We start from the raw sequence: 19,632 nt of genomic DNA, 5'->3' as shown, positions 1-19,632 counted from the left end.
GATTAGGACTTGCCACTGTTCTGCGGTGCGGTGTTTTCTCATGGAAATAACCTCGCGTTGTTGAATGCGAGGTCACTCTAGGGCGGAAGTCAGCGGGATGGCAGGATGTCTTGGAATGAACGCTTACGTTACAGGAACTGCTCGCGGCGAACCAGCCGCTGGCTACGGTCTATGTACTCAAGGATGCGCTGAAGGACGTCTGGTACGCCCCCAGCGTACGAGAGGGCTGGCGGCGCTGGCGAACCTGGCTGCGGCATGCTCGCGAGAGCGGCCTCGCGCCGCTGCAACGCTTCGCTCGCAACCTGCGCAAATACGCCCGAGGCATCCTTGCCAGTGCTCACTTCCACATGCATACCAGCGTCCTTGAGGGTGTTAACAACCGCATCAAGGTGATCAAGCGCATGGCCTATGGATTTCGGGACTCGGAATACTTCTTTCTGAAAATCAAGGCCGCCTTCCCCGGGAAAGCGCGATGAACCTTTTTTCAGGGCTGCCGGGGTTTTCGGAAGTCAGGTGGGAACGATCTACCCCACTCTCACCCCACTCTCGTAACGCATGTGCCAGCAACTGACAGGATGTACCGCTATGGCTGCGTTCGGGCTGCACAAAGGTGCTGACGGAGCGGCGAGCTTCCGCACGGACATGCATCCAGTGACATGGCGGGCAAGTTTACATCGAGAGCCGGGCATTCGGCGTAACAAGGCCCGCCGCGGAAAGCTTGGGTTCAGTGAAACGTCGAGGCCGCCAGGCGGTCCACCAGCCCCAGTTCAAGGGCGCGCTCGCCGCCGATCGGCTGGCCCCTGATGATCATCTCCAGCGCTGTTTCGGCACTGAGCAGGCGGGGCAGACGCTGGGTGCCCCCGGCGCAGTGCGTGGCCAGCGCACGGCCCAGGCCGATCAGCGCCAGTGGGTCGGTGGTGGAGTAATCGATCAGGGAATGCATGGCGAACCTCTACTGCAAGTCGGTAAGCAGGCGTGACGAGGCCCGGGGCGGCGAACGCGCCCCTGCCATGTCGTGGAAAAGAGAAGTGCTGCTGGGTCGATCAGCCCAGGCCGGAAGGTCGCCTGGACTGATGCTCCGGCAGGCAGGTCGATGGCGGGAAGCTTGGAGCGTCCCGCCTGCCGATCAGCAGAACGCCTGCAGGCCGGTCTGGGCGCGGCCGAGGATCAGCGCATGGATGTCGTGGGTGCCTTCATAGGTATTCACCACTTCCAGGTTGACCAGGTGACGCGCCACGCCGAACTCGTCGCTGATGCCGTTGCCGCCGAGCATGTCGCGTGCCAGACGGGCCACATCCAGCGCCTTGCCGCAGCTGTTGCGCTTCATCATGGAGGTGATCTCCACTGCCGCGGTGCCTTCGTCCTTCATCCGGCCGAGGCGCAGGCAGCCTTGCAGCGCCAGGGTGATCTCGGTCTGCATGTCGGCGAGCTTCTTCTGGATCAGCTGGTTGGCGGCCAGCGGGCGACCGAACTGCTGGCGGTCCAGGGTGTACTGGCGCGCGGTGTGCCAGCAGAACTCGGCGGCGCCCAGCGCGCCCCAGGCGATGCCGTAGCGGGCGGAGTTCAGGCAGGTGAACGGGCCTTTCAGGCCGCGCACGTCCGGGAAGGCGTTTTCTTCCGGGCAGAACACGTTGTCCATGACGATTTCGCCGGTGATCGACGCGCGCAGACCGACCTTGCCGTGGATCGCCGGGGCGGACAGGCCCTGCCAGCCCTTTTCCAGCACGAAGCCGCGAATCTGGCCCTCGTCGTCCTTGGCCCAGACCACGAAGACATCGGCGATCGGGCTATTGGTGATCCACATCTTGCTGCCGGTCAGGCGGTAGCCGCCGTCGACCTTCTTCGCCCGCGTCGCCATTGAGGCCGGATCGGAGCCCGAGTTCGGCTCGGTCAGGCCGAAGCAGCCGATCCACTCGCCACTGGCCAGCTTGGGCAGATATTTCTGTTTGGTCGCTTCGTGGCCGAATTCGTTGATCGGCACCATCACGAGGGATGACTGCACGCTCATCATCGAGCGGTAGCCGGAGTCGACGCGCTCCACTTCACGGGCGATCAGGCCGTAGCAGACGTAGTTGAGGCCGCTGCCGCCGTAAGCTTCGGGAATGGTCGCGCCGAGCAGGCCCAGCTCGCCCATCTCGCGAAAGATCGCAGGGTCGGTCTGCTCGTGGCGGAAGGCTTCCAGTACCCGCGTCGCCAGCTTGGCTTCGCAGTACTGCGCGGCGGTATCGCGGACCATGCGCTCCTCTTCGGTGAGTTGCTGGTCCAGCAGCAGCGGGTCGATCCAGTTGAAACTTGCTTTGCTCATAGGGAGTGCTCCGAGGTGTTTGGGGCTCGATGTGGCCGGCGATAGCGATCCACTACCGCTGTTGGGCAATGCGGCGCTGGGCTTTTCGCAATACAGATTGACCAATACTGCCAGCATTCGCTGGGCGATGAAGCCGGGGCACAACCTCGATGATCTTCATCAGCGTCACGGGGATTGAAGAGGATCCGCATCGGGATGCACGCAAGCGCTGGTGATCACCGCGTCGGCTGCCACCGGGTCTCCAGCTTGCGGCGGGCCTGTCAGTATCGTGGATGTGCAAAAGCGAGAGAGTTCGCAATCCACCGCCTTCGGCGCGGCATGACAGCTACACCTGAGTGCTGCATACGGCCCGATTACAACAATCCGCGCACTCTGGCAGCCCGGCGCGCATCTTGCTTTGATGAATCGAGACCGGTCGTTTGCCTTGCTTGCGAGGCTGGACAAGCAAGAAGGCCAGGGGCATGGTCATTGGTGTCACCGCCAGGGTCTGGCGGTTAAGCACGGGATTCAAACGGAGCGAAAATGGCCCAGCAATTTCAAATAACAACAGCTGCCGATCCGTTATCAGAAGCGAGACAGGCGCGTCTCACATTGCTACACCAAGGCGATCTGCCCAAAGGCGTGTTGCGTGATGAGATCCATGCCTCCTGGCGACGCAGCCTAGAGCACGGCCTCGATTGCTTCGCGCGCGAGGCTCCGTGTTTGCAACAGCAGAGCGATCTTCAGCTCCTTCTGGATAGCAACCGCCCGTTGCTGGATGCCGCTACCCCTGAACTTGAATACCTGGCCAGCCAACAGGGCAAGGCCGGTCTGGTGATCCTCGGGGACGCGCAAGCCAACATCATTGCGCTAGAGGGGCAGACGCACCTGCTCAAGGATTTCGGTCTGCAGGACCTTCGGCTGGGAAGCTGCTGGAGCGAATCACAGCGTGGCACCAACGCGTTGGGCGTCGCGGTGCTTGAAGCTCGCCCTACGGTCATCAATTGTGGCGAACACTACCTCGACCGGCTGAGTCGCTTCTCCTGCACATCGGTGCCGATCACGGACCCGGAGGGGCGCGTGATCGGTGTGCTGGATCTTACCCGCGACGGCGCGATGAGCCAGCCGCAGGACAACATGTCGACCCTGATCCTGGCCGCCGGCAACATCGAGAGCCGGCTATTCGGTAGCTACTACCCAGAGCATCTGGTGCTGGCCTTCCATGCTCGTCCCCAGTACCTGGGTTCCGCCTGGCACGGCCTGCTGGCCTTGAGCCTGGACGGCGAGGTCCTGGCAGCCAACCGGCAAGCGTGTGAACTGCTTCAGCTCAGCCGCGAGGCGCTGGTCGGCAGGCAGAGCGCGGATCTGCTCGGCAGCCGCGCGCCGCAGCTCATCGCGCGCCTGATCCAGGGCGGCGTCGGCAGTGTGCAGACTGCCAAGGGTGAGTTCTTCTTCCGTGCGTTGCAGGTCCCGCGCTGTTCCAGCCTGGCAAGGCTGCCGGTACAGCCAGCACGAAGCGGGCAAGCCAAGCCCGCGCTGCTGCTCGAAGATCTGGCCGCCGGTGACAGTCGCTTTGCCCGTGCCTTGCGCATGGCGAGCAGGGGGCTGGCCGGAGATCTACCGGTGCTGTTGCTGGGCGAGACCGGCACCGGCAAGGAGGTGGTTGCGCGTGCGCTGCACCAGGCCAGTGCGCGTGCCGAGAAACCCTTCGTGGCGGTCAACTGTGCCGCCATTCCCGAGGGGCTGATCGAATCGGAGCTGTTCGGCTACCGCGAGGGCGCATTTACCGGGTCACGCAAGGGCGGGATGATCGGGCGCCTGATGCAGGCGCACGGCGGCACGCTGTTTCTCGACGAAATCGGCGACATGCCACTCACCCTCCAGGCTCGCCTGCTGCGGGTTCTGCAAGAGCGCAAGGTCGCGCCATTGGGGGCGGGCGAGGAGCAGGACATCGATATCGCGGTCATCTGTGCCACGCACCGCGACCTCAAGCGGCTGGTGCAGGAGAAGGTGTTCCGCGAGGACCTCTACTATCGCGTCAATGGCGTCAGCTTGCGCTTGCCCGCCTTGCGCGAACGAGGCGAACTGGCCGGAATGATCACCCAGGTTCTGGAGAAACTCGGCGCCGGTCAGGTGACGCTGGACACGGACCTTGCCGAGCTGCTTGCCGGTTATGACTGGCCCGGCAACATCCGCCAGTTGGAAATGGTGCTGCGCTCGGCGCTGGCGATGCGTGAACCGGGCGAGACGGTGCTCGGTCTTGACCATCTGACCGACAGCCTGCTGGACGAGCTTACTGCCAGTTGCCGCCAGCCCGGCAGCATCCGTGAAAGCGAGCTGGAGCTGATCCGCGGTGCGCTGGAACGGCATCAGGGCAATGTGTCGGCCGCCGCCGATGCGCTCGGCATCAGCCGCGCCACGCTCTATCGCAAGCTCAAGCAGCTGCGTAGCTGACGCGCACGCAATGATCGGTCTGCTCGCCCGCCTGGTCGACACTGTCGACCGTCCTTTACTGCACCAGGCGCTGGAGTGGCTGTTCAGCTTCGTGCGGCCACACCTGCGTGCCGTGGCGTTGCTGCTCGGGCTTTCGCTCTGTGCGTCGATACTCGTCCTAGCGCAGCCCTGGCTGACCAAGATGCTGATCGATGACGGCCTGCTGGCGAAAGACTTCCCCGTGCTGGTGCAGGTGGCGCTGGCCATGATTGCCGCCGGGATCTTCAGTACGCTGCTCGGCGGCATCAACCGCTACCTGCATACGCAGCTGTCCGGGCGGATTCTCTTTGCGCTACGCGACGATCTTTACGGCCACCTGCAGAGACTCTCGCCAGGCTTCTACGGGCGCAGACGGATCGGCGATCTGCTTTCGCGGCTGGACGGCGATGTCGCCGAGATCCAGCGTTTCGCGGTGGATTCGCTGTTTGCTGCGGTATCCGCAGTCATCGGCCTCATCGGTGCCATTGCGCTGATGCTGGCGCTGTCCTGGCAGCTGTCGTTGATCATGACGCTGCTGATTCCCATCGAAGTGCTCTGGCTGCGATGGATGCGCAAGAAGGTCGAGCGCGACGCACGCGGGCTGCGCGAGCGCTCGGCGGATCTGTCGTCGTTCCTGGTGGAAACACTGCCGTCGATGAAGTTCATCCAGGCGGCAGGTCAGCAGCAGCGGGAGGCGCAGCGGTTGCAGGGCCTGGGGCAGGGCTACATGCAGCAACTGCTCAGGCTGCAGGTGACCGAGTTCTTCACTCACGCGGTGCCGGGCACCCTGACCTCGCTGTCTCGCGCATGCGCCTTCATCATCGGTGGCTATTGGGTAGTGCAGGGCACCTGGCAGCTGGGCGCGCTGATCGCCTTCTCGACTTACCTCGGCATGGCGGTCGGTCCGGTGCAGAGCCTGCTGGGCCTGTACGTCGCCATGCAGCGGATGACCGTCAGCCTGGGGCGAGTGATGGAGCTCAAGCGCGAGCCGGCGCAGGTTGTCGAGGCGGCGCAGCCACAGGCGGTGCCGGAGGGATGCGGTGAGCTCCGCTTCGACAATGTCTGGTTCAGCCATGAGCAGCGCGCCGAGGCGGTGCTGCGGGGCATCGACATGCGCATCCCGGGCGGGCTGAAGGTCGCTATCAGCGGTGCCTCCGGGGTTGGCAAGTCAACGCTGATCGATCTGCTGCAACGTTTCTACGATCCAGACCAAGGCCGTATTCTGCTGGACGGCTGTGACCTCAAGGCGTTGGCGTTGGCCGAACTGCGTCGGCGTATCGCCGTGGTGAGCCAGGACATCATCCTGTTTCGCGGCAGCCTCGCCTACAACCTGGCGTACGCAGCGCCGCAGGCCGATCGCGAGGCCATCGAGCAGGTGGTGCGCCTGGCTCGCCTGGACGACCTGGTTGCCAGCCTGCCGCATGGACTGGACAGCCAGCTCGGCGAGCGTGGGCAGCAGCTCTCCGGTGGGCAGAAGCAGCGCATCGCCATCGCCCGCGCGCTGCTGCAGGACCCGCTGATCCTGGTGCTCGACGAAGCCACCTCGGCGGTGGACGAGGCTACTGAGCGAGAAGTGATCGCCGCCATCGACGAGCTGTTCGCCGGTCGTACCCGCATCCTGATCAGCCACCGCGCCTCGACATTGGCGCAGGCCGATATACATGTGCACCTCGCAGACGGGCTGCTGCGTCCGCTGGCCGGTGAGGCGGTGAATCCATGAATGGCACGTTACGCATCGGCGTGGTGGACAGCGGTCACGCTCCCGCCCAGGCCTCGTTCGTTCACGCGGCGCGACGCTTCTGGCTGGAAGATGAGCTGCTATGCGAGGGACCACTTGCGCCCGACAGCCTCGGTCACGGAGCGGCCGTTGTGGATCGCCTGTTGCAACCCGCAGTGCCGGTAACGCTTTGCCTCGCTCAAGTGTTCGGCGCCCGTGGACAGACCAGTGCGCTGCAGGTGGCCGCCGCCATCTACTGGCTTGTCGAGCAGCAGGTGTCGCTGATCAACCTCAGTCTGGGGTTACGCCAGGACCGATCCTCATTGCGCCTTGCCTGTGCTGCCGCGGCCGAAGCCGGCATCTTGCTGTGCGCCTCGAGCCCGGCCAGGGGTGAGCCGGTGTTCCCGGCCAGCTATCCGCAGGTGGTGCGCGTCACCGGAGATGCACGCTGTTCGCTTGGGCAATGGTCCTGGCTGGACAGCGCCCAGGCCGATTTCGGCGCAGCGCCGCATGCGCTGAACGGCACGGCTGGCGCCAGCCTGGCCTGTGCGGCGCTCAGCGGGCAGGTCACGGCCTTCCTGCATGAGCATCCCGGCGCGGGGCGTGAGGCGGTGCTGGAGCATCTTCGCCGCAATGCGTCCTTCATCGGCCCTGAACGGCTTGGGCGCAAGGCATGAGCGCGCCGCGCATTCTGGTTCTCGGCGCGGGGCCTGCCGGCGCTGCTGCGGCCCTGGGCTTGCGGCGGCTGGGCTATCCGGTCTGCGTCATCAGCGAGTGGCGCCGCTTCGAAGCGCTGGAAGGCGTGTCGCAGCGGGTACTCAATGGCCTGCGCCAGGCCGGCCTCACACGTGCGCTGGCCTGCGCCAATCTGGCTTCACCACGCAGGGTTCACTGGAATGGCGACGAGCAGCGCGTCAATCAGGAATTCCTGCTCGACCGCGCCACCTTCGATGCCGCTCTTCGCGAGGATCTGCACGCCGCGGGCATCGAGCTGATCGCGGCGCGCGTGCACGATGTCGAAACCGTCGACGGCGCGACGGTGCGGCTGGAATCGGGCGAGACGCTGTGCGCGGATTTTCTGGTCGAGGCACGCGGCCGACAGGCGCCGCTGGCTGGCAAGCGACAGCGTGGTCCGGAAACGCTCAGTCTGCTCAATCAATGGCAGGAGGCGCCGGGGCGGCCCGCTTCGGCCGTGGAAAGCCTGGCCGACGGCTGGGCCTGGATGGCGCGCCTGGCTGACGGACGCTGTTACTGGCAGATCACTATCGATGCCTCGGCCGCATGCTTGCCGGGCAAGCCTAAGTTGCCGGGCTGGTGCGCGCAGCGCCGCAGCGAATCGATACTGGTGCACAAGCTGTTCAGCGAGACGGCCGTGCAGCCAGCTGCCCTCCATGCACGTAGCAGCACGGCGATCCTGGCCGACGAGGTCTGTGGCGCCAATTGGCTGCGGGTGGGGGATGCGGCGATGGCGGTAGACCCGCTGTCCGGCAACGGCATCTTCCAGTCACTGTCGTCCGCGCTGCAGGCGCCGGCAGTGATCAATACGCTGCTGAGATATCCCGCTCAGGCAGAACTGGCGCGCCGCTTCCATCGGCAGCGGGTGCGGCAGCTGTTCCTGCGTTTCGCCCGCATTGGCCGTGATTTCTATGCGATGGAGCGACGCTGGGCGGCTGAACCCTTCTGGCAGGCGCGCAGCGGCTGGCCGGATGCCGAGCCGGTACACGTCCCGACCGGCAGGGGTAGCGTGCAGGTCGAGCGGTCGCCGGTGCTGAACGGCGACCGGATCGAGGAAGTCGATGTGGTGATCACCGACGACCAGCCGCTGGGCATCTGGCATCTACAGGGCGTCGAGCTGGCACCGCTGGTGCGCGCGCTGCAGGCGGGAGAGGGTATGGCCGGGGTGCTGAGCCGCATTCCGGTGGAGCGGCGAGCCATGCTGCATGCCTGGCTCGCCGCTCATTTCAGACCGGCAGCGTAGGGCGGTCGCCACCGCTACGCGCCGTTACGCACGTTTCAGAAGAAACTGCCGACCACCAGCTGCAGGTAGGTGCTGGTGTTGTCGGTGCCGACCTGCAAGCCGCCTCGCTCGCTGCTGCGGTCCGGCTTGTAGAAGCCGAGCAAGGGGCTGACGAAGAGGTTGTCGTTGAGCATCCACTCTGCGTACAGGTCCAGCTCGCGCCCGCCCAGATTGCCGCGAGCCTTGTCCAACGGGTCAAAATCGAAGTACAGCGCGCCGAGCGTGAGGTTTTCGCGCGGCGCGACTTTCAGCCCGACGTGGTGGACCCGGCTGTTGCTGTTGAAGGGGCCTGCGTAGTTCGCCGCGACCTCGCCCTGGAACCAGGTGCCGTAGCCACGGCTCATGCCATAGAACAGGGGATCGAAGGCCTCCGAGAAGCGGCTGTAGCGGTAGGTCGCGGTAGGTGTCCAGGGAACCTCGGCGAAGGACCAGCTGCCTTCCAGATACCAGGCGTTTTCGCGGCCTTCGGACTTGTCCTGGGTGACGTATTCGGCAGCCAGCTGCAGGTTCTCCACACCGAGGTTGCCACGGCCACGCAGGCTCAGCGTATCCATGCCGTCGCGCTGCTCAAGGCCGAGGATCTCGGCGTAACGCTGCTCGACATCCAGGCCGCGAATCCAGCTGACGCCCAGCGTGCCGGCTTCGGCGACATGCTCCAGGTTGAGCACCGCCAGTTCGGCTTCCGCTTGGGCGGGGTTGTCCGATTTCAGCCACATCAGATCGCCACGCCAGCCCTGCACGCCGCCCAGGCGCAGCACCGCGGTCTTGTCGTAGGCCTTGCGTGCGGCAAGGTAGTAGGCGCCGCCGCGATTGAAGTCAGCGCCCAGATCCACGTTGCCGAAGTTCACCGGGTCGCCCTGGATCAGAAAGCCGTCACCCAGGGTGACCACCTGGCGCCCGGCGGAGATATCCAGGCCGTCTTCGCCAAGCCACGCCAGCGAGCTGCCCGAGCGCCAGCCAAGGTAGGAATCTTCGACTGCAGTGCGCCGTTCGCTGCCATCGCTCAGGCCGGCGGCATCGCCGTCACCCCAACTGGCCGAGCTGAGCAGGTTGAAGGCGCCATAAAAGGTGCCGGCTGGCAGGGCCTGGCTGCCGCTCAGGCCGTACTTGACGTAGCCCTCGCGCCAACTGGAATCTCCCTTGTCCCGGTTGCCCACCAGGTCGTAGCTCTCGCTGCTGCGCATCGCTGCGAACAGCGCTTCGACGTCCGCATTCAGGACGCTGCCGTCCTGGTTGTACAGTTCATATGCCTGCAATGGCGCGCCTTCCAGGGCGCAGCCGATGACCAGCGCCAGGGTTACGGGCAGGCGCAGTCGTTCACGAATGGTCGGTTTCATAGCCTTTCCTTGTTTTTCTTGTAAGCGGTGGGCGAGGCGGCGGCGGCCGCACTCGCCCGTGCGATCAGAGCTTGATCAGGACCGACTTGAGTTCGGTGTAATGGTCGATCGCTGCCGCGCCCATCTCGCGGCCGACGCCGGAGAGCTTGTAGCCACCGAACGGCAGGGCCGGATCGAGCGCGCTGTGGCAGTTGACCCACACCGAGCCTGAGCGGATGCGCGGGATCATGCGGTGCACGGCGCCGAGGTCGTTGGACCAGATGCTCGCCCCGAGGCCGTAGGGATTATCGTTGGCCAGGCTCACGGCCTCGTCGATGTCGTCGAAGGGAATGGCTACCAGCACCGGGCCGAAGATTTCCTCCTGCACCAGGCGATGCTGCTGGTCGACATCGACGATCACGGTCGGCTTGACGAAGTAGCCTGGCCCGAACGACTCGCCGCCACAGGCGATGGTGGCGCCCAGCTCGCGACCCATCTCGATGTAGCTGGACACGCGCTCCTGCTGGCGGGCGGAAATCAGCGGGCCCATCGCCACGCTCGGGTCCAGCCCGTTGCCCAGCTTCATGCCATTGGCGATACCGGCAATGTCGGCGATCACATTGTCGAAGTGCTTGCGCTGCACATACAGGCGCGAGCCGGCGCAGCAGACCTGGCCCTGGTTGAAGAAGATCGCGCTGGCGGCACCGGCGGCGGCCTGCTGCAGATCCGCGTCGCCCATGACGATGGTCGGCGACTTGCCGCCAAGCTCCAGCGTCACCCGGGTCATGTTGTCCATGGCCGCCTTGCCGATCTGCTTGCCGACCTCGGTGGAGCCGGTGAAGGTCAGCTTGTTCACGCCGGGGTGGCGAGTCAGCGCCGCACCTGCGTTCAGTCCGGTGCCGGTGACTACGTTGAACACGCCGTCGGGGTAGCCGGCTTCCATGACCAGTTCGGCGAGCTTGAGTGCCGTCAGCGGCGTCTCGTCGGCCGGCTTGAGAACCAGTGCGCAACCGGTGGCAAGGGCGGGGCCGAGCTTCCAGCAGGCCAGCAGCAGCGGGAAATTCCAGGCGACGATGGCACCGACCACGCCGATCGGCTCGCGGCGGATGTAGCCGTGGAACTGGTCGTTAGGCATCAGCGGCAGCGAGACGTCGACGCTGGCTCCCTCGATCTTGGTGGCCCAGCCGGCCATGTAGCGCAGCGAATCGATGGCCAACTGCACATCCATGACCTGCGCGACGGCGGCGCTCTTGCCGTTGTTCAGGCATTCCAGTTCCGCCAGCTGCTGCGCATCGCGCTCCATCAGATCGGCGAGGCGCCACAACAGGTTCTGCCGCTCGCGCGGACGCATCCGGCTCCAGGTCGAGTCGTCGAAGGCCTGGCGGGCAGCACGCACGGCACGGTCGACATCCTCGGCCGAAGCGGAGGGCACCTCGCCCAGTACCTCACCGGTAGCGGGGTTTCGGAAGCTCATGGTTTGGCCGCTGGCAGCGTCCAGCCACTGGCCGCCGATCAGCATCTTCTGCTGGCGGGTCAGGAAGCTGCGGGTTTGCGGGAGGATCGGCAGGTCGGCATGCATGGGTGAAACCTCTTGTTCTTGAAGGGTGTTGACCCTTTTCGCAACTGCCATGCCAATCCATAGACCTGATACAGGTCATTGATTCAAAAGCATTTTATTTTTGGGGGAAACGGTCTTGGCGGTTCGGCCTGTTGCACTTTGAGACGGGCTGAGACGCCCTGATGACAGACACGAGGCGGCATGCGACAAACTGTCTCAAGCTGGAACAGTTTGTCGCGAAATAAAACGCCGAGGCTCGCCTCCGAAACAGCGAAACGGTCGATTACTTGCTCTAAGTCCTTGTCTGAACAGCCTTTGTCACTGCTGGCACGCATTGTGTATTTGCCGTGACAGTCGCACCAAGGTGCACGCCAGAAGAACAATATCCAGGAGGTTTGATCTTGAAGACGACTCGACTCCGGCACCACGCAGGGACCTTGACGCTGGTCGCCGCCACCACGCTGTTTGCGCAAGCTCAGGCCGCGGAGGAGGCTGAAACGATCCTTGCCGCCAAGTGCGCGCAATGCCACACGCCACAGGGAGAGGGTGCGCTGAGCCGCATCAGCCAGCAGCGCAAGACGCCCGAAGGCTGGCTGATGAGCATTGCGCGCATGCAGATCATGCATGGGCTCGAGATCAGCGATGACGAGCGTCGCACCCTGGTCAAGTACCTGGCCGACAAGCAGGGCCTCGCGCCGAGCGAGACCGAAGGGGTGCGCTACGCCATGGAACGCCGCCTGAACACCATGGAGCAGTTCGACGAACCGTTGAACCAGATGTGCGCACGGTGTCACTCCGGCGCTCGGGTCGCGCTGCAGCGGCGCCCGGCCAAGGAGTGGGAGCACCTAGTGCATTTCCACCTCGGCCAGTGGCCGTCGCTGGAATACCAGGCCCTGTCGCGCGACCGCGACTGGTTGAACATCGCCCTAGAAGAGGTGGTGCCGCAGCTGAGCGAGCGCTTCCCGTTGGCCAGTGCCGACTGGAGCGCCTGGCAGAAGCAACGGCCCGCTGCCGAGACACTGGCGGGGCAGTGGAGCTTCAGCGGCAACATGCTGGCCAAGGGCGATGTGCGCGGTGTGATGAGCGTCAGTGTCGAGCCTGGCGATACTTTCCAGCTGAGCATCGATGGCCAGTATGCCGATGGCAGCCCGTTCAAGGGCAGCGGCTCGGCGGTCCTCTACAACGGCTATGAATGGCGCGCACAGGTGCAGGTCGGCGATACCCCGATGCGCCAGGTATTGAGCGCGCGTGATGGCCAGATGAGTGGCCGCATGTTCGAAGCCGAGCACGACGAGCGCGGGCTCGATTTCGTTGCGGCGCAACAGGGCAACGCCCAGCTGCTCTCGGTGCAACCGGGGCACATCAAGGCCGGCAGCGAGGCCGAACTGACCCTGGTCGGCAGCGGCCTGAGCGGTGCGCCGGATCTGGGGGCCGGCATCGAGGTGCTCGAAGTGCTGGCGCAGGACCCGCAACAGACCCGTCTCAGAGTCAGGGCGGCGCCGGATGCCGTGGCAGGGCTACGCGACGTGCGGCTCGGCAAGCTGAACGGCGCGCAACTGGCCGTCTACGACAGCATCAGCGAGATCAAGGTGGTGCCGGCGTTCTCCGTGGCCCGGGTGGGCGACAACGGTGCTTCGACGCCCAAGGTGCAAGGCCGCTTCGAGGCCGAGGCCTGGGGCCTGGGCGCCGATGGCAAGCCCTATCGCATCGGCTTTCTGCCCGCGAAATGGTCGGTGGCGCCCTTCGACGAGCGTGCCGCCGAGGACGAAGACGTCAAGTACGCAGGCGTGATGCAGGACGATGGCGTGTTCGTGCCCGGCGACGCCGGCCCCAACCCTGCCCGCCGGATGTCCACCAACAACGCCGGCAATCTCAAGGTGATCGCTGAAATGGAGCAGGGCGACCAGACGCTCAAGGGCGAGGGGCAACTGATCGTCACGGTACAACGCTGGAACAACCCACCGCTGCCTTGATGTGAGGCGGCCCGGACGGCCAGTGGCCGTGCGGTTTCGAAACGTGATTGGGAAGAATTCCGGGAGATCACCATGGGCGCCATCTTGAATCTGGTCGAACGCAACCTGCATGAGGTGCGTGTCGACGCCGAGCGACTGCTGTTCCACATACCCAGCAGCTCGCTGTTCGCCACCGACGAGTTGACCGGCGGCATCATCGATACGCTGCGCGAGCGAGGCTGTACTTCCGACGAACTGCCACAGCGCTTGCAGGGTCGCTTCAGCGGCGAGGAAATCAACGAGACCCTGCGCGAGCTGATGGCCCTCGAAGTCGTCAGTGACGGTTCCGCGCTGACGCCGGAGATCGGCGTCCGGCGGGTCGAGCGCACCGCGATCAACACCGTGGTACTCAACGTCAATACCGGCTGCAACCTCAGCTGCACCTATTGCTACAAGGAAGACCTGGACAAGCCTTCGGCGGGCAAGAAGATGTCCACCGACACCGCCGAGGCGTCCGTCGAGATGCTGCTGCGCGAGTCACCCGACGAGACGCGCTTCACCGTGGTGTTCTTCGGTGGCGAGCCGCTGTCCAACCGGCCGCTGATCGAACACATGGTGGATTACTGCGAGCGGCGTTTCAGTGCGGCGGGCAAGCAGGTGGAGTTCGTCATGACCACCAATGCCACGCTGCTTACCGAGGAGATCGTCGATTATCTCGACGCTCACCGTTTCGGCCTCTCGGTCAGCATCGACGGGCCGAAGACGGTGCATGACCGCAACCGCATCACCGTGGGCGGGCAGGGCACCTACGACGTCGTCCGCCGTAAGGCGGACATGCTGCTGTCGCGCTATCGCAGCCGGCCGGTCGGCGCGCGCGTCACCCTGACCCGCGGCGTGACCGATGTCGAGACCATCTGGAACCACCTGTTCAACGAGCTCGGCTTCGCCGAAGTGGGCTTCGCGCCCGTCACCTCGGGAGACATCAGTGGTTTCAACCTCAGTAGCGAGGAGCTGATCGAGGTTTTCGCCAACATGAAGGCGCTCGGCCGGCGCTACCTGGAGGCGGCGCTCGCGCATCGCAACATCGGTTTCTCCAACCTGCACCAGCTGATCACCGACATCCATGAAGGGCACAAGAAAGCGCTGCCCTGCGGCGCCGGCCTGAAGATGCTGGCGGTGGACCACAAGGGTGAGCTGAACCTCTGCCACCGTTTCACCGGCTCGAGCCTGCCCACCTTCGGCAACGTGCAGAGCGGCGTGAAGCAGGCCGAGCTGAACGACTTTCTCTCGCAACGCCTCGATCGTACCGACACCGGCTGCGACAGCTGCCATATCCGCAACCTGTGCTCGGGCGGCTGCTACCACGAAAGCTACGCCCGCTATGGCGATCCGGCTCACCCGACCTACCACTACTGCGAGCTGATGCGCGACTGGGTGGACTTCGGCATCGAAGTCTACAGCCGCATCATGGCCGTCAATCCGGCTTTCATCAGCAGCTACATCTCTCCGCGGAAGGCGCACTGATATGAAGCATCTCAAGCCGTTGAACAACAAAGCCCAACTGCTCGACCAGGCTGCTGCCGAGGATCGCGTCGAGGAAGTCGTCGCGATGAGCGCTATCGCAGGATGCACCGCCACCACGGACCCGGGCTGGGAAATCGATGCCTTCGGCGGGGTCGCCTCGCTGTGCCAGCCCATGGAATCGGACCTCTATGGCTGCGCCGACCCCTGCTGGTGGCCGGCCCAGGTGCCCGACATGATGAGCACCTACCCGGACTGGAACAGCCAGGCGCAGAACTCGCAGGAAGACTGGCGCAACCTCGGCACCGTGTTCCCGAAAGACAAATGAGCGCCTAGAACAAGAAAGGGGAATCCTGATGAAACTATCCATCCTTGGCGGCACTGCCGCTCTGGCCGGCGCGCTGCTGGCCAACCCGGCAGTGGCCACTGGCGATATCGGGCCTGCGCTCAAGCCCGGCCACGAGTACATGATCGCCACCAACTATCCGAACAACCTGCATGTGCTCGATCTGGCGAGCGACAGCGTCTACAAGACCTGCGTAATACCGGACGCCTACGGTCCCGGTACGACCCAGATCGGCCCGGATCGCAAGACTGCCTATGTGCTCAGCAACCGTTATGGCGACCTCTACGGTATCGATCTGGACAGCTGCCGCACGGTGTTCCACGCCCGTCTGGCGCAACATTCGGGGGAGAAGGCGCGCGCGCTGTTTTCCATCGCGCTCAGTCCGGACGGCAAGGAAATCTACAGCGTCGCCAACCCGACCCTGCTGATGAACGACCACTACGTGGTGCAGCCTCCGCGCTTGCAGGTCTACGCTACCGACGCCGGGCTGGACGCCAAGCCGCTGCGCACCTTCGAGGTGCCGCGGCAGATTTCCATCATGCAGGCCGGCGACGATGGCAGCCTCTACATGGCGGGCGCTGACATATACAAGTTGGACGTGAACACCGGCGAATATGAAGTGGCGGTGGCGAGCCGCAACTGGCAGCGGCCGCTCTACAGCCCGCCGGATGTGCTCTACGCCTGGAATCAGCAGACTTATCGCCGCGACTTCTCGCTGCTCTACACCGCTGCGAAGTTCAAGGATGAAAGCCAGGACATGGCCAGCGCCGAGTATGTCTATGGCTACTTCAGCGTGGATCTGGTCACCGGCAAAAGCGAAACGATGGATTTCGGCGAGCTGACCGAAATCTATTTCACCGGCATGCGCTCGCCCACGGACCCCAACCTGATGTTCGGCGTGCTCAATCGCCTGGCCAAGTACGATATCCGCGAGAAGAAGTTGCTCAAGGCGGCCACCCTGGAGCACTCCTACTACTGCATTGCCTTCAACAAGGCAGGCAGCAAGATCTACCTGGGCGGCACCTATAACGATGTGGCCGTATTCGACGCGGACAGCCTGGAACAGGTCGGCACGATCAAGCTGCCGGGCGGCGACATGGCGATTGCCACCACGCAGATATTCACACGCTGATCAAAGCCCCGCGCATTGCGCGGTGCGCGACCGGTTGCTGTTTCGATGAGTAGTGCGTATTCGCCTCAGGCCATGCAGTGCCTGGCGAATATGCGGCTCGGTGTTTCGCCAGGCTGTTATCCCACACCGTTGTCGCCGCTAAGGCGCCTCACACAGGGTTCAGAGCTCTGCTCTTGTGTGAGGGGCCTTGGGCGTGTCCGGAAGGGCAGGAGGTGGCCCGGCCAGCAGAGCGAACTGCTGCTCCGGGCCGCGCTCCTTTGCTACTCCAGCACCATTCGAACCGCCTGCTCACGGGCTTTCGGTGCACAGCTGGTCAATGCTCGATTGCCTTGGCCATATCCTCGACGACCTTCTTGGCATCACCAAAGACCATCATGGTCTTGTCCATGTAGAACAGCTCGTTGTCGAGGCCGGCATAGCCGCTGGCCATTGAGCGCTTGTTGACGATCACGGTTTTCGCCTTGTAGGCCTCGAGGATCGGCATGCCGGCAATCGGCGACTTCGGGTCGTTCTTCGCCGCCGGGTTGACCACGTCGTTGGCGCCGAGAATCAGCACCACGTCGGCCTGGGCGAACTCGGAGTTGATGTCGTCCATTTCGAACACCTGCTCGTAAGGCACCTCGGCTTCGGCCAGCAGCACGTTCATGTGCCCGGGCATGCGGCCGGCGACGGGGTGGATCGCGTACTTCACCGTCACGCCCATGTGCGTCAGCTTCTCGGCCAGCTCCATCAGTGCATGCTGCGCGCGGGCCACGGCGAGGCCGTAGCCGGGGACGATGATCACGGTGTCGGCGTTGGAAAGCAGGAACGCCGCATCATCCGACGAACCGGACTTCACCGACCGCGCCTCCTGGCTGCCGGTCGGTGCGGACGTATCGCTCGCGCCGCCGAAGCCGCCGAGGATGACATTGAAGAACGAGCGGTTCATCGCCTTGCACATGATGTAGGAGAGGATTGCGCCGGAGGAGCCGACTAGCGAACCGGCGATGATCAGCATCGAGTTGTTCAGGGAAAAGCCGATACCGGCCGCCGCCCAGCCCGAGTAGCTGTTGAGCATCGACACCACCACCGGCATGTCGGCGCCACCGATGGGGATGATGATCAGCACACCGATCACGAACGCCAGCACCAGCAGCAGCATGAAGGCCGCGAAACTGCCGGTGAAGGTGTAGACGAGCCCGAGCAACAGGATCGCCAGACCCACGGCCAGATTGATCTTGTGCTGGTTGGGGAAGCTCACCGGCGCACCCTGAAACAGGCGGAATTTGTACTTGCCCGAAAGCTTGCCGAAGGCGATCACCGAACCGGAGAAGGTGATCGCGCCGATGGCCGCGCCAAGGAACAGCTCCAGGCGGTTGCCGGTCGGAATCGGCTGGCCCATGGCCTGGACGATTCCCAGCGACTGCGGCTCGAGCACCGCGGCGATGGCGATGAACACCGCCGCCAGGCCGATCATGCTGTGCATGAAGGCGACCAGCTCCGGCATCTTGGTCATCTCCACGCGCTTGGCCATCAGCGTGCCGATGCTGCCACCGACCAGCAGGCCGAGCAGGATGAACCCGATACCGCCGGCCGCGTTGGAGCCTTCGGCCATCTGCGCGCCGAGCTTGAACACCAGAAACACCGTGGTGACCACGGCGATGCCCATGCCGAGCATGCCGAACAGGTTGCCGCGGCGCGAGGTGGTGGGGTGCGACAGGCCCTTGAGCGCCTGGATGAAGCTCACCGAGGCGATGAGATAGAGCAGGGTGATGGCGTTCATGCTCATGGCGTGACCTCCGCGCGGGCGCCGACGGGAGCGGGTGCGCGCGCCTTTTCCTTCTTCTTGAACATTTCCAGCATGCGCCGGGTGACCAGGAAACCGCCGAACACGTTGACCGCCGCCAGCGCCACGGCGAGGGTGCCCATCAGCTTGCCCATCGGCGTCACGGTCAGCGCGGCGGCGAGCATGGCGCCGACGGTGACGATCGCCGAAATCGCATTGGTGACCGCCATCAGCGGGGTGTGCAGTGCAGGGGTGACGTTCCAGACCACGTGGTAGCCGACATAGATCGCCAGCACGAAGATGATCAGGTTGTAGATGCCATCTGAAATCAGGTCCATTACCGGGCTCCCTTAGCCGTTGTTGCGCACAACGCGGCCGTCTGCACACATCAGGCAGGCGGCGACGATGTCGTCTTCGAGGTTGAGATGAAACTGGCCGTCCTTGTCGATGACCAGCTTGAGGAAATCCAGCAGGTTGCGCGCATACAGCGCCGAGGCATCCGCCGGAACCTGCGCGGCCAGGTTGCTGTAGCCGACCAGGGTCACGCCATGGCGCACCACCACCTGATCGGCCACCGTCAACGGACAGTTGCCGCCCTGGGCCGCCGCCAGATCGATCACCACCGAGCCCGGCTTCATCTGCTGCACGGTTTCCTCGCGCAACAGCACCGGCGCCTTGCGCCCGGGAATCAGCGCAGTGGTGATGATGATGTCGGCCTGCTTGGCGCGTTCATGCACCGCCTGCGCCTGGCGCGCCATCCAGGAGGCCGGCATCGGCCGCGCATAGCCGCCGACGCCCTCGGCGCATTCACGCTCCTCATCGGTCTCCAGCGGTACGTCAACGAACTTGGCGCCGAGCGACTCGATCTGCTCCTTTACTGCGGGGCGCACATCCGAGGCTTCGATTACGGCTCCCAGGCGCCTGGCGGTGGCGATCGCCTGCAGCCCGGCCACGCCTGCGCCGAGCACCAGCACGCGGGCAGCCTTTACCGTGCCGGCGGCGGTCATCAGCATCGGCATGAAGCGCGGGTAGAAGTGCGCGGCCAGCAACACCGCCTTGTAGCCGGCGATGTTGGCCTGCGACGAGAGCACATCCAGGCTCTGCGCGCGCGAGGTACGCGGCGCCGCTTCGAGGGCGAAGGCGGTGATCCCGCGCTCGGCCATGCGCGCATTGTTGTCGGCATCGAAGGGGTTGAGCATGCCGATCAGCACAGCGCCGGGCCGTAGCTGCGCCAGCTCGCCCGCATCCGCCGCGTCGACCTTCAGCACAATGTCGGCGCCCAGTGCATCAGCTGCTTCGCCCAGTTTCGCGCCGGCAGCCTCGTAGGCGGCATCGGGGATGCTGGCCGCAAGCCCGGCGCCGCGCTGCATCGTGACCTGATGGCCCTGGCCGACCAGCTTCTTGACCGTCTCCGGCGTGGCCGCGACGCGCGTCTCGCCGGGCCGGGTTTCGAGGGGAACACCTATATGCATGTCGTTTGATGAGCTAGAACCAGATAAGTACACAGGGAAACGTGCGATAAATGTGGGATTTACCGGAATCGACCGGCACG

General features: G+C 64.5%; 15 protein-coding genes and 1 pseudogene. 9 read left to right on the top strand and 7 right to left on the bottom strand.

Going from position 1 to position 19,632, the window contains the following annotated elements:
* Positions 1 to 128: 128 nt before the first annotated feature.
* Positions 129 to 476: pseudogene (locus IEG05_RS19420) on the top strand (transposase); the annotation flags it as partial.
* A 248-nt stretch (positions 477 to 724) separates the two neighbouring features.
* Here the strand turns inward: IEG05_RS19420 and IEG05_RS23575 are convergent.
* Together IEG05_RS23575 and IEG05_RS19410 are read right to left on the bottom strand one after the other, a co-directional pair.
* Complete coding sequence (locus IEG05_RS23575) at positions 725 to 943, bottom strand: hypothetical protein (RefSeq protein ID WP_041110583.1); 219 nt, start codon at positions 941 to 943, stop codon at positions 725 to 727.
* 183 nt (positions 944 to 1,126) lie between these two features.
* Positions 1,127 to 2,305: an acyl-CoA dehydrogenase gene (locus tag IEG05_RS19410; RefSeq protein WP_041110584.1), complete on the bottom strand. Its 1,179-nt coding sequence runs from the start codon at positions 2,303 to 2,305 to the stop codon at positions 1,127 to 1,129.
* 522 nt (positions 2,306 to 2,827) lie between these two features.
* Here IEG05_RS19410 and IEG05_RS19405 point away from each other — a divergent pair.
* Genes IEG05_RS19405 through qhpG form a run of 4 tightly spaced genes read left to right on the top strand, consistent with a single transcriptional unit; the run spans position 2,828 to position 8,451 of the window.
* Positions 2,828 to 4,738 carry a sigma-54-dependent Fis family transcriptional regulator gene (locus IEG05_RS19405; RefSeq protein ID WP_191122561.1) on the top strand — a complete coding sequence of 637 codons (1,911 nt, stop codon included), beginning with the start codon at positions 2,828 to 2,830 and terminating at the stop codon, positions 4,736 to 4,738.
* 10 nt (positions 4,739 to 4,748) lie between these two features.
* Positions 4,749 to 6,476, top strand: a complete 1,728-nt coding sequence (locus IEG05_RS19400) for an ABC transporter ATP-binding protein (protein WP_041110587.1) — start codon at positions 4,749 to 4,751, stop codon at positions 6,474 to 6,476.
* A complete protein-coding gene (gene qhpE / locus IEG05_RS19395; protein WP_041110589.1) occupies positions 6,473 to 7,150 on the top strand; it encodes a subtilisin-like serine protease QhpE in 678 nt (225 codons plus the stop codon). Before IEG05_RS19400 ends, qhpE begins: the two co-directional genes overlap by 4 nt.
* Positions 7,147 to 8,451 carry a flavin-dependent monooxygenase QhpG gene (gene qhpG, locus IEG05_RS19390; RefSeq protein ID WP_041110591.1) on the top strand — a complete coding sequence of 435 codons (1,305 nt, stop codon included), beginning with the start codon at positions 7,147 to 7,149 and terminating at the stop codon, positions 8,449 to 8,451. Before qhpE ends, qhpG begins: the two co-directional genes overlap by 4 nt.
* A 35-nt stretch (positions 8,452 to 8,486) precedes the next feature.
* Here qhpG and IEG05_RS19385 read toward each other — a convergent pair whose 3' ends face one another.
* Both IEG05_RS19385 and IEG05_RS19380 read right to left on the bottom strand, forming a co-directional pair.
* Positions 8,487 to 9,827, bottom strand: coding sequence for an alginate export family protein (locus tag IEG05_RS19385; RefSeq protein WP_052813574.1), 1,341 nt, complete (start codon positions 9,825 to 9,827; stop codon positions 8,487 to 8,489).
* Positions 9,828 to 9,891: 64 nt separating this feature from the next.
* Positions 9,892 to 11,385 (bottom strand): aldehyde dehydrogenase family protein, encoded by a 1,494-nt coding sequence (locus IEG05_RS19380; RefSeq protein WP_041110592.1) that lies wholly within the window; start codon positions 11,383 to 11,385, stop codon positions 9,892 to 9,894.
* 380 nt (positions 11,386 to 11,765) lie between these two features.
* On the opposite strand from IEG05_RS19380, the gene peaA reads away from it, so the two are divergent.
* The 4 genes from peaA (at position 11,766) to peaD (ending at position 16,315) form a co-directional block, all read left to right on the top strand.
* Positions 11,766 to 13,337, top strand: coding sequence for a quinohemoprotein amine dehydrogenase subunit alpha (gene peaA / locus IEG05_RS19375; protein ID WP_191122560.1), 1,572 nt, complete (start codon positions 11,766 to 11,768; stop codon positions 13,335 to 13,337).
* A 72-nt stretch (positions 13,338 to 13,409) separates the two neighbouring features.
* Entirely contained in the window at positions 13,410 to 14,840 is a 1,431-nt protein-coding gene (peaB, locus tag IEG05_RS19370) for a quinohemoprotein amine dehydrogenase maturation protein (RefSeq protein ID WP_041110598.1), read from the top strand.
* A gap of 1 nt (position 14,841) precedes the next feature.
* Positions 14,842 to 15,165, top strand: coding sequence for a quinohemoprotein amine dehydrogenase subunit gamma (gene qhpC / locus IEG05_RS19365; RefSeq protein WP_041110600.1), 324 nt, complete (start codon positions 14,842 to 14,844; stop codon positions 15,163 to 15,165).
* Positions 15,166 to 15,193: 28 nt separating this feature from the next.
* A complete protein-coding gene (gene peaD / locus IEG05_RS19360) occupies positions 15,194 to 16,315 on the top strand; it encodes a quinohemoprotein amine dehydrogenase subunit beta (protein ID WP_191122559.1) in 1,122 nt (373 codons plus the stop codon).
* A gap of 313 nt (positions 16,316 to 16,628) precedes the next feature.
* Here peaD and IEG05_RS19355 read toward each other — a convergent pair whose 3' ends face one another.
* From IEG05_RS19355 to IEG05_RS19345, 3 genes are read right to left on the bottom strand one after another with little or no spacing between them, the layout of a single operon-like run.
* Positions 16,629 to 18,083 (bottom strand): NAD(P)(+) transhydrogenase (Re/Si-specific) subunit beta, encoded by a 1,455-nt coding sequence (locus tag IEG05_RS19355; RefSeq protein WP_041110604.1) that lies wholly within the window; start codon positions 18,081 to 18,083, stop codon positions 16,629 to 16,631.
* A complete protein-coding gene (locus IEG05_RS19350) occupies positions 18,080 to 18,418 on the bottom strand; it encodes an NAD(P) transhydrogenase subunit alpha part 2 (RefSeq protein WP_041110606.1) in 339 nt (112 codons plus the stop codon). Before IEG05_RS19350 ends, IEG05_RS19355 begins: the two co-directional genes overlap by 4 nt.
* A gap of 12 nt (positions 18,419 to 18,430) precedes the next feature.
* Positions 18,431 to 19,552, bottom strand: coding sequence for a Re/Si-specific NAD(P)(+) transhydrogenase subunit alpha (locus tag IEG05_RS19345; protein ID WP_191122558.1), 1,122 nt, complete (start codon positions 19,550 to 19,552; stop codon positions 18,431 to 18,433).
* Between the last annotated feature and the right edge of the window lie 80 nt (positions 19,553 to 19,632).

Origin of the sequence: Stutzerimonas kunmingensis (genome assembly GCF_014764705.1) — a bacterium.
In the GTDB taxonomy this organism is placed as follows: domain Bacteria; phylum Pseudomonadota; class Gammaproteobacteria; order Pseudomonadales; family Pseudomonadaceae; genus Stutzerimonas.
This window is presented reverse-complemented; position numbering and strand designations above follow the sequence as displayed.

Coding starts and splice junctions, on each gene's coding strand:
- IEG05_RS23575 (WP_041110583.1), bottom strand. CDS start 943: ATGCATTCCCTGATCGATTACTCCACCACCGACCCACTGGCGCTGATC.
- IEG05_RS19410 (WP_041110584.1), bottom strand. CDS start 2,305: ATGAGCAAAGCAAGTTTCAACTGGATCGACCCGCTGCTGCTGGACCAG.
- IEG05_RS19405 (WP_191122561.1), top strand. CDS start 2,828: ATGGCCCAGCAATTTCAAATAACAACAGCTGCCGATCCGTTATCAGAA.
- IEG05_RS19400 (WP_041110587.1), top strand. CDS start 4,749: ATGATCGGTCTGCTCGCCCGCCTGGTCGACACTGTCGACCGTCCTTTA.
- qhpE (WP_041110589.1), top strand. CDS start 6,473: ATGAATGGCACGTTACGCATCGGCGTGGTGGACAGCGGTCACGCTCCC.
- qhpG (WP_041110591.1), top strand. CDS start 7,147: ATGAGCGCGCCGCGCATTCTGGTTCTCGGCGCGGGGCCTGCCGGCGCT.
- IEG05_RS19385 (WP_052813574.1), bottom strand. CDS start 9,827: ATGAAACCGACCATTCGTGAACGACTGCGCCTGCCCGTAACCCTGGCG.
- IEG05_RS19380 (WP_041110592.1), bottom strand. CDS start 11,385: ATGCATGCCGACCTGCCGATCCTCCCGCAAACCCGCAGCTTCCTGACC.
- peaB (WP_041110598.1), top strand. CDS start 13,410: ATGGGCGCCATCTTGAATCTGGTCGAACGCAACCTGCATGAGGTGCGT.
- qhpC (WP_041110600.1), top strand. CDS start 14,842: ATGAAGCATCTCAAGCCGTTGAACAACAAAGCCCAACTGCTCGACCAG.
- peaD (WP_191122559.1), top strand. CDS start 15,194: ATGAAACTATCCATCCTTGGCGGCACTGCCGCTCTGGCCGGCGCGCTG.
- IEG05_RS19355 (WP_041110604.1), bottom strand. CDS start 18,083: ATGAGCATGAACGCCATCACCCTGCTCTATCTCATCGCCTCGGTGAGC.
- IEG05_RS19350 (WP_041110606.1), bottom strand. CDS start 18,418: ATGGACCTGATTTCAGATGGCATCTACAACCTGATCATCTTCGTGCTG.
- IEG05_RS19345 (WP_191122558.1), bottom strand. CDS start 19,552: ATGCATATAGGTGTTCCCCTCGAAACCCGGCCCGGCGAGACGCGCGTC.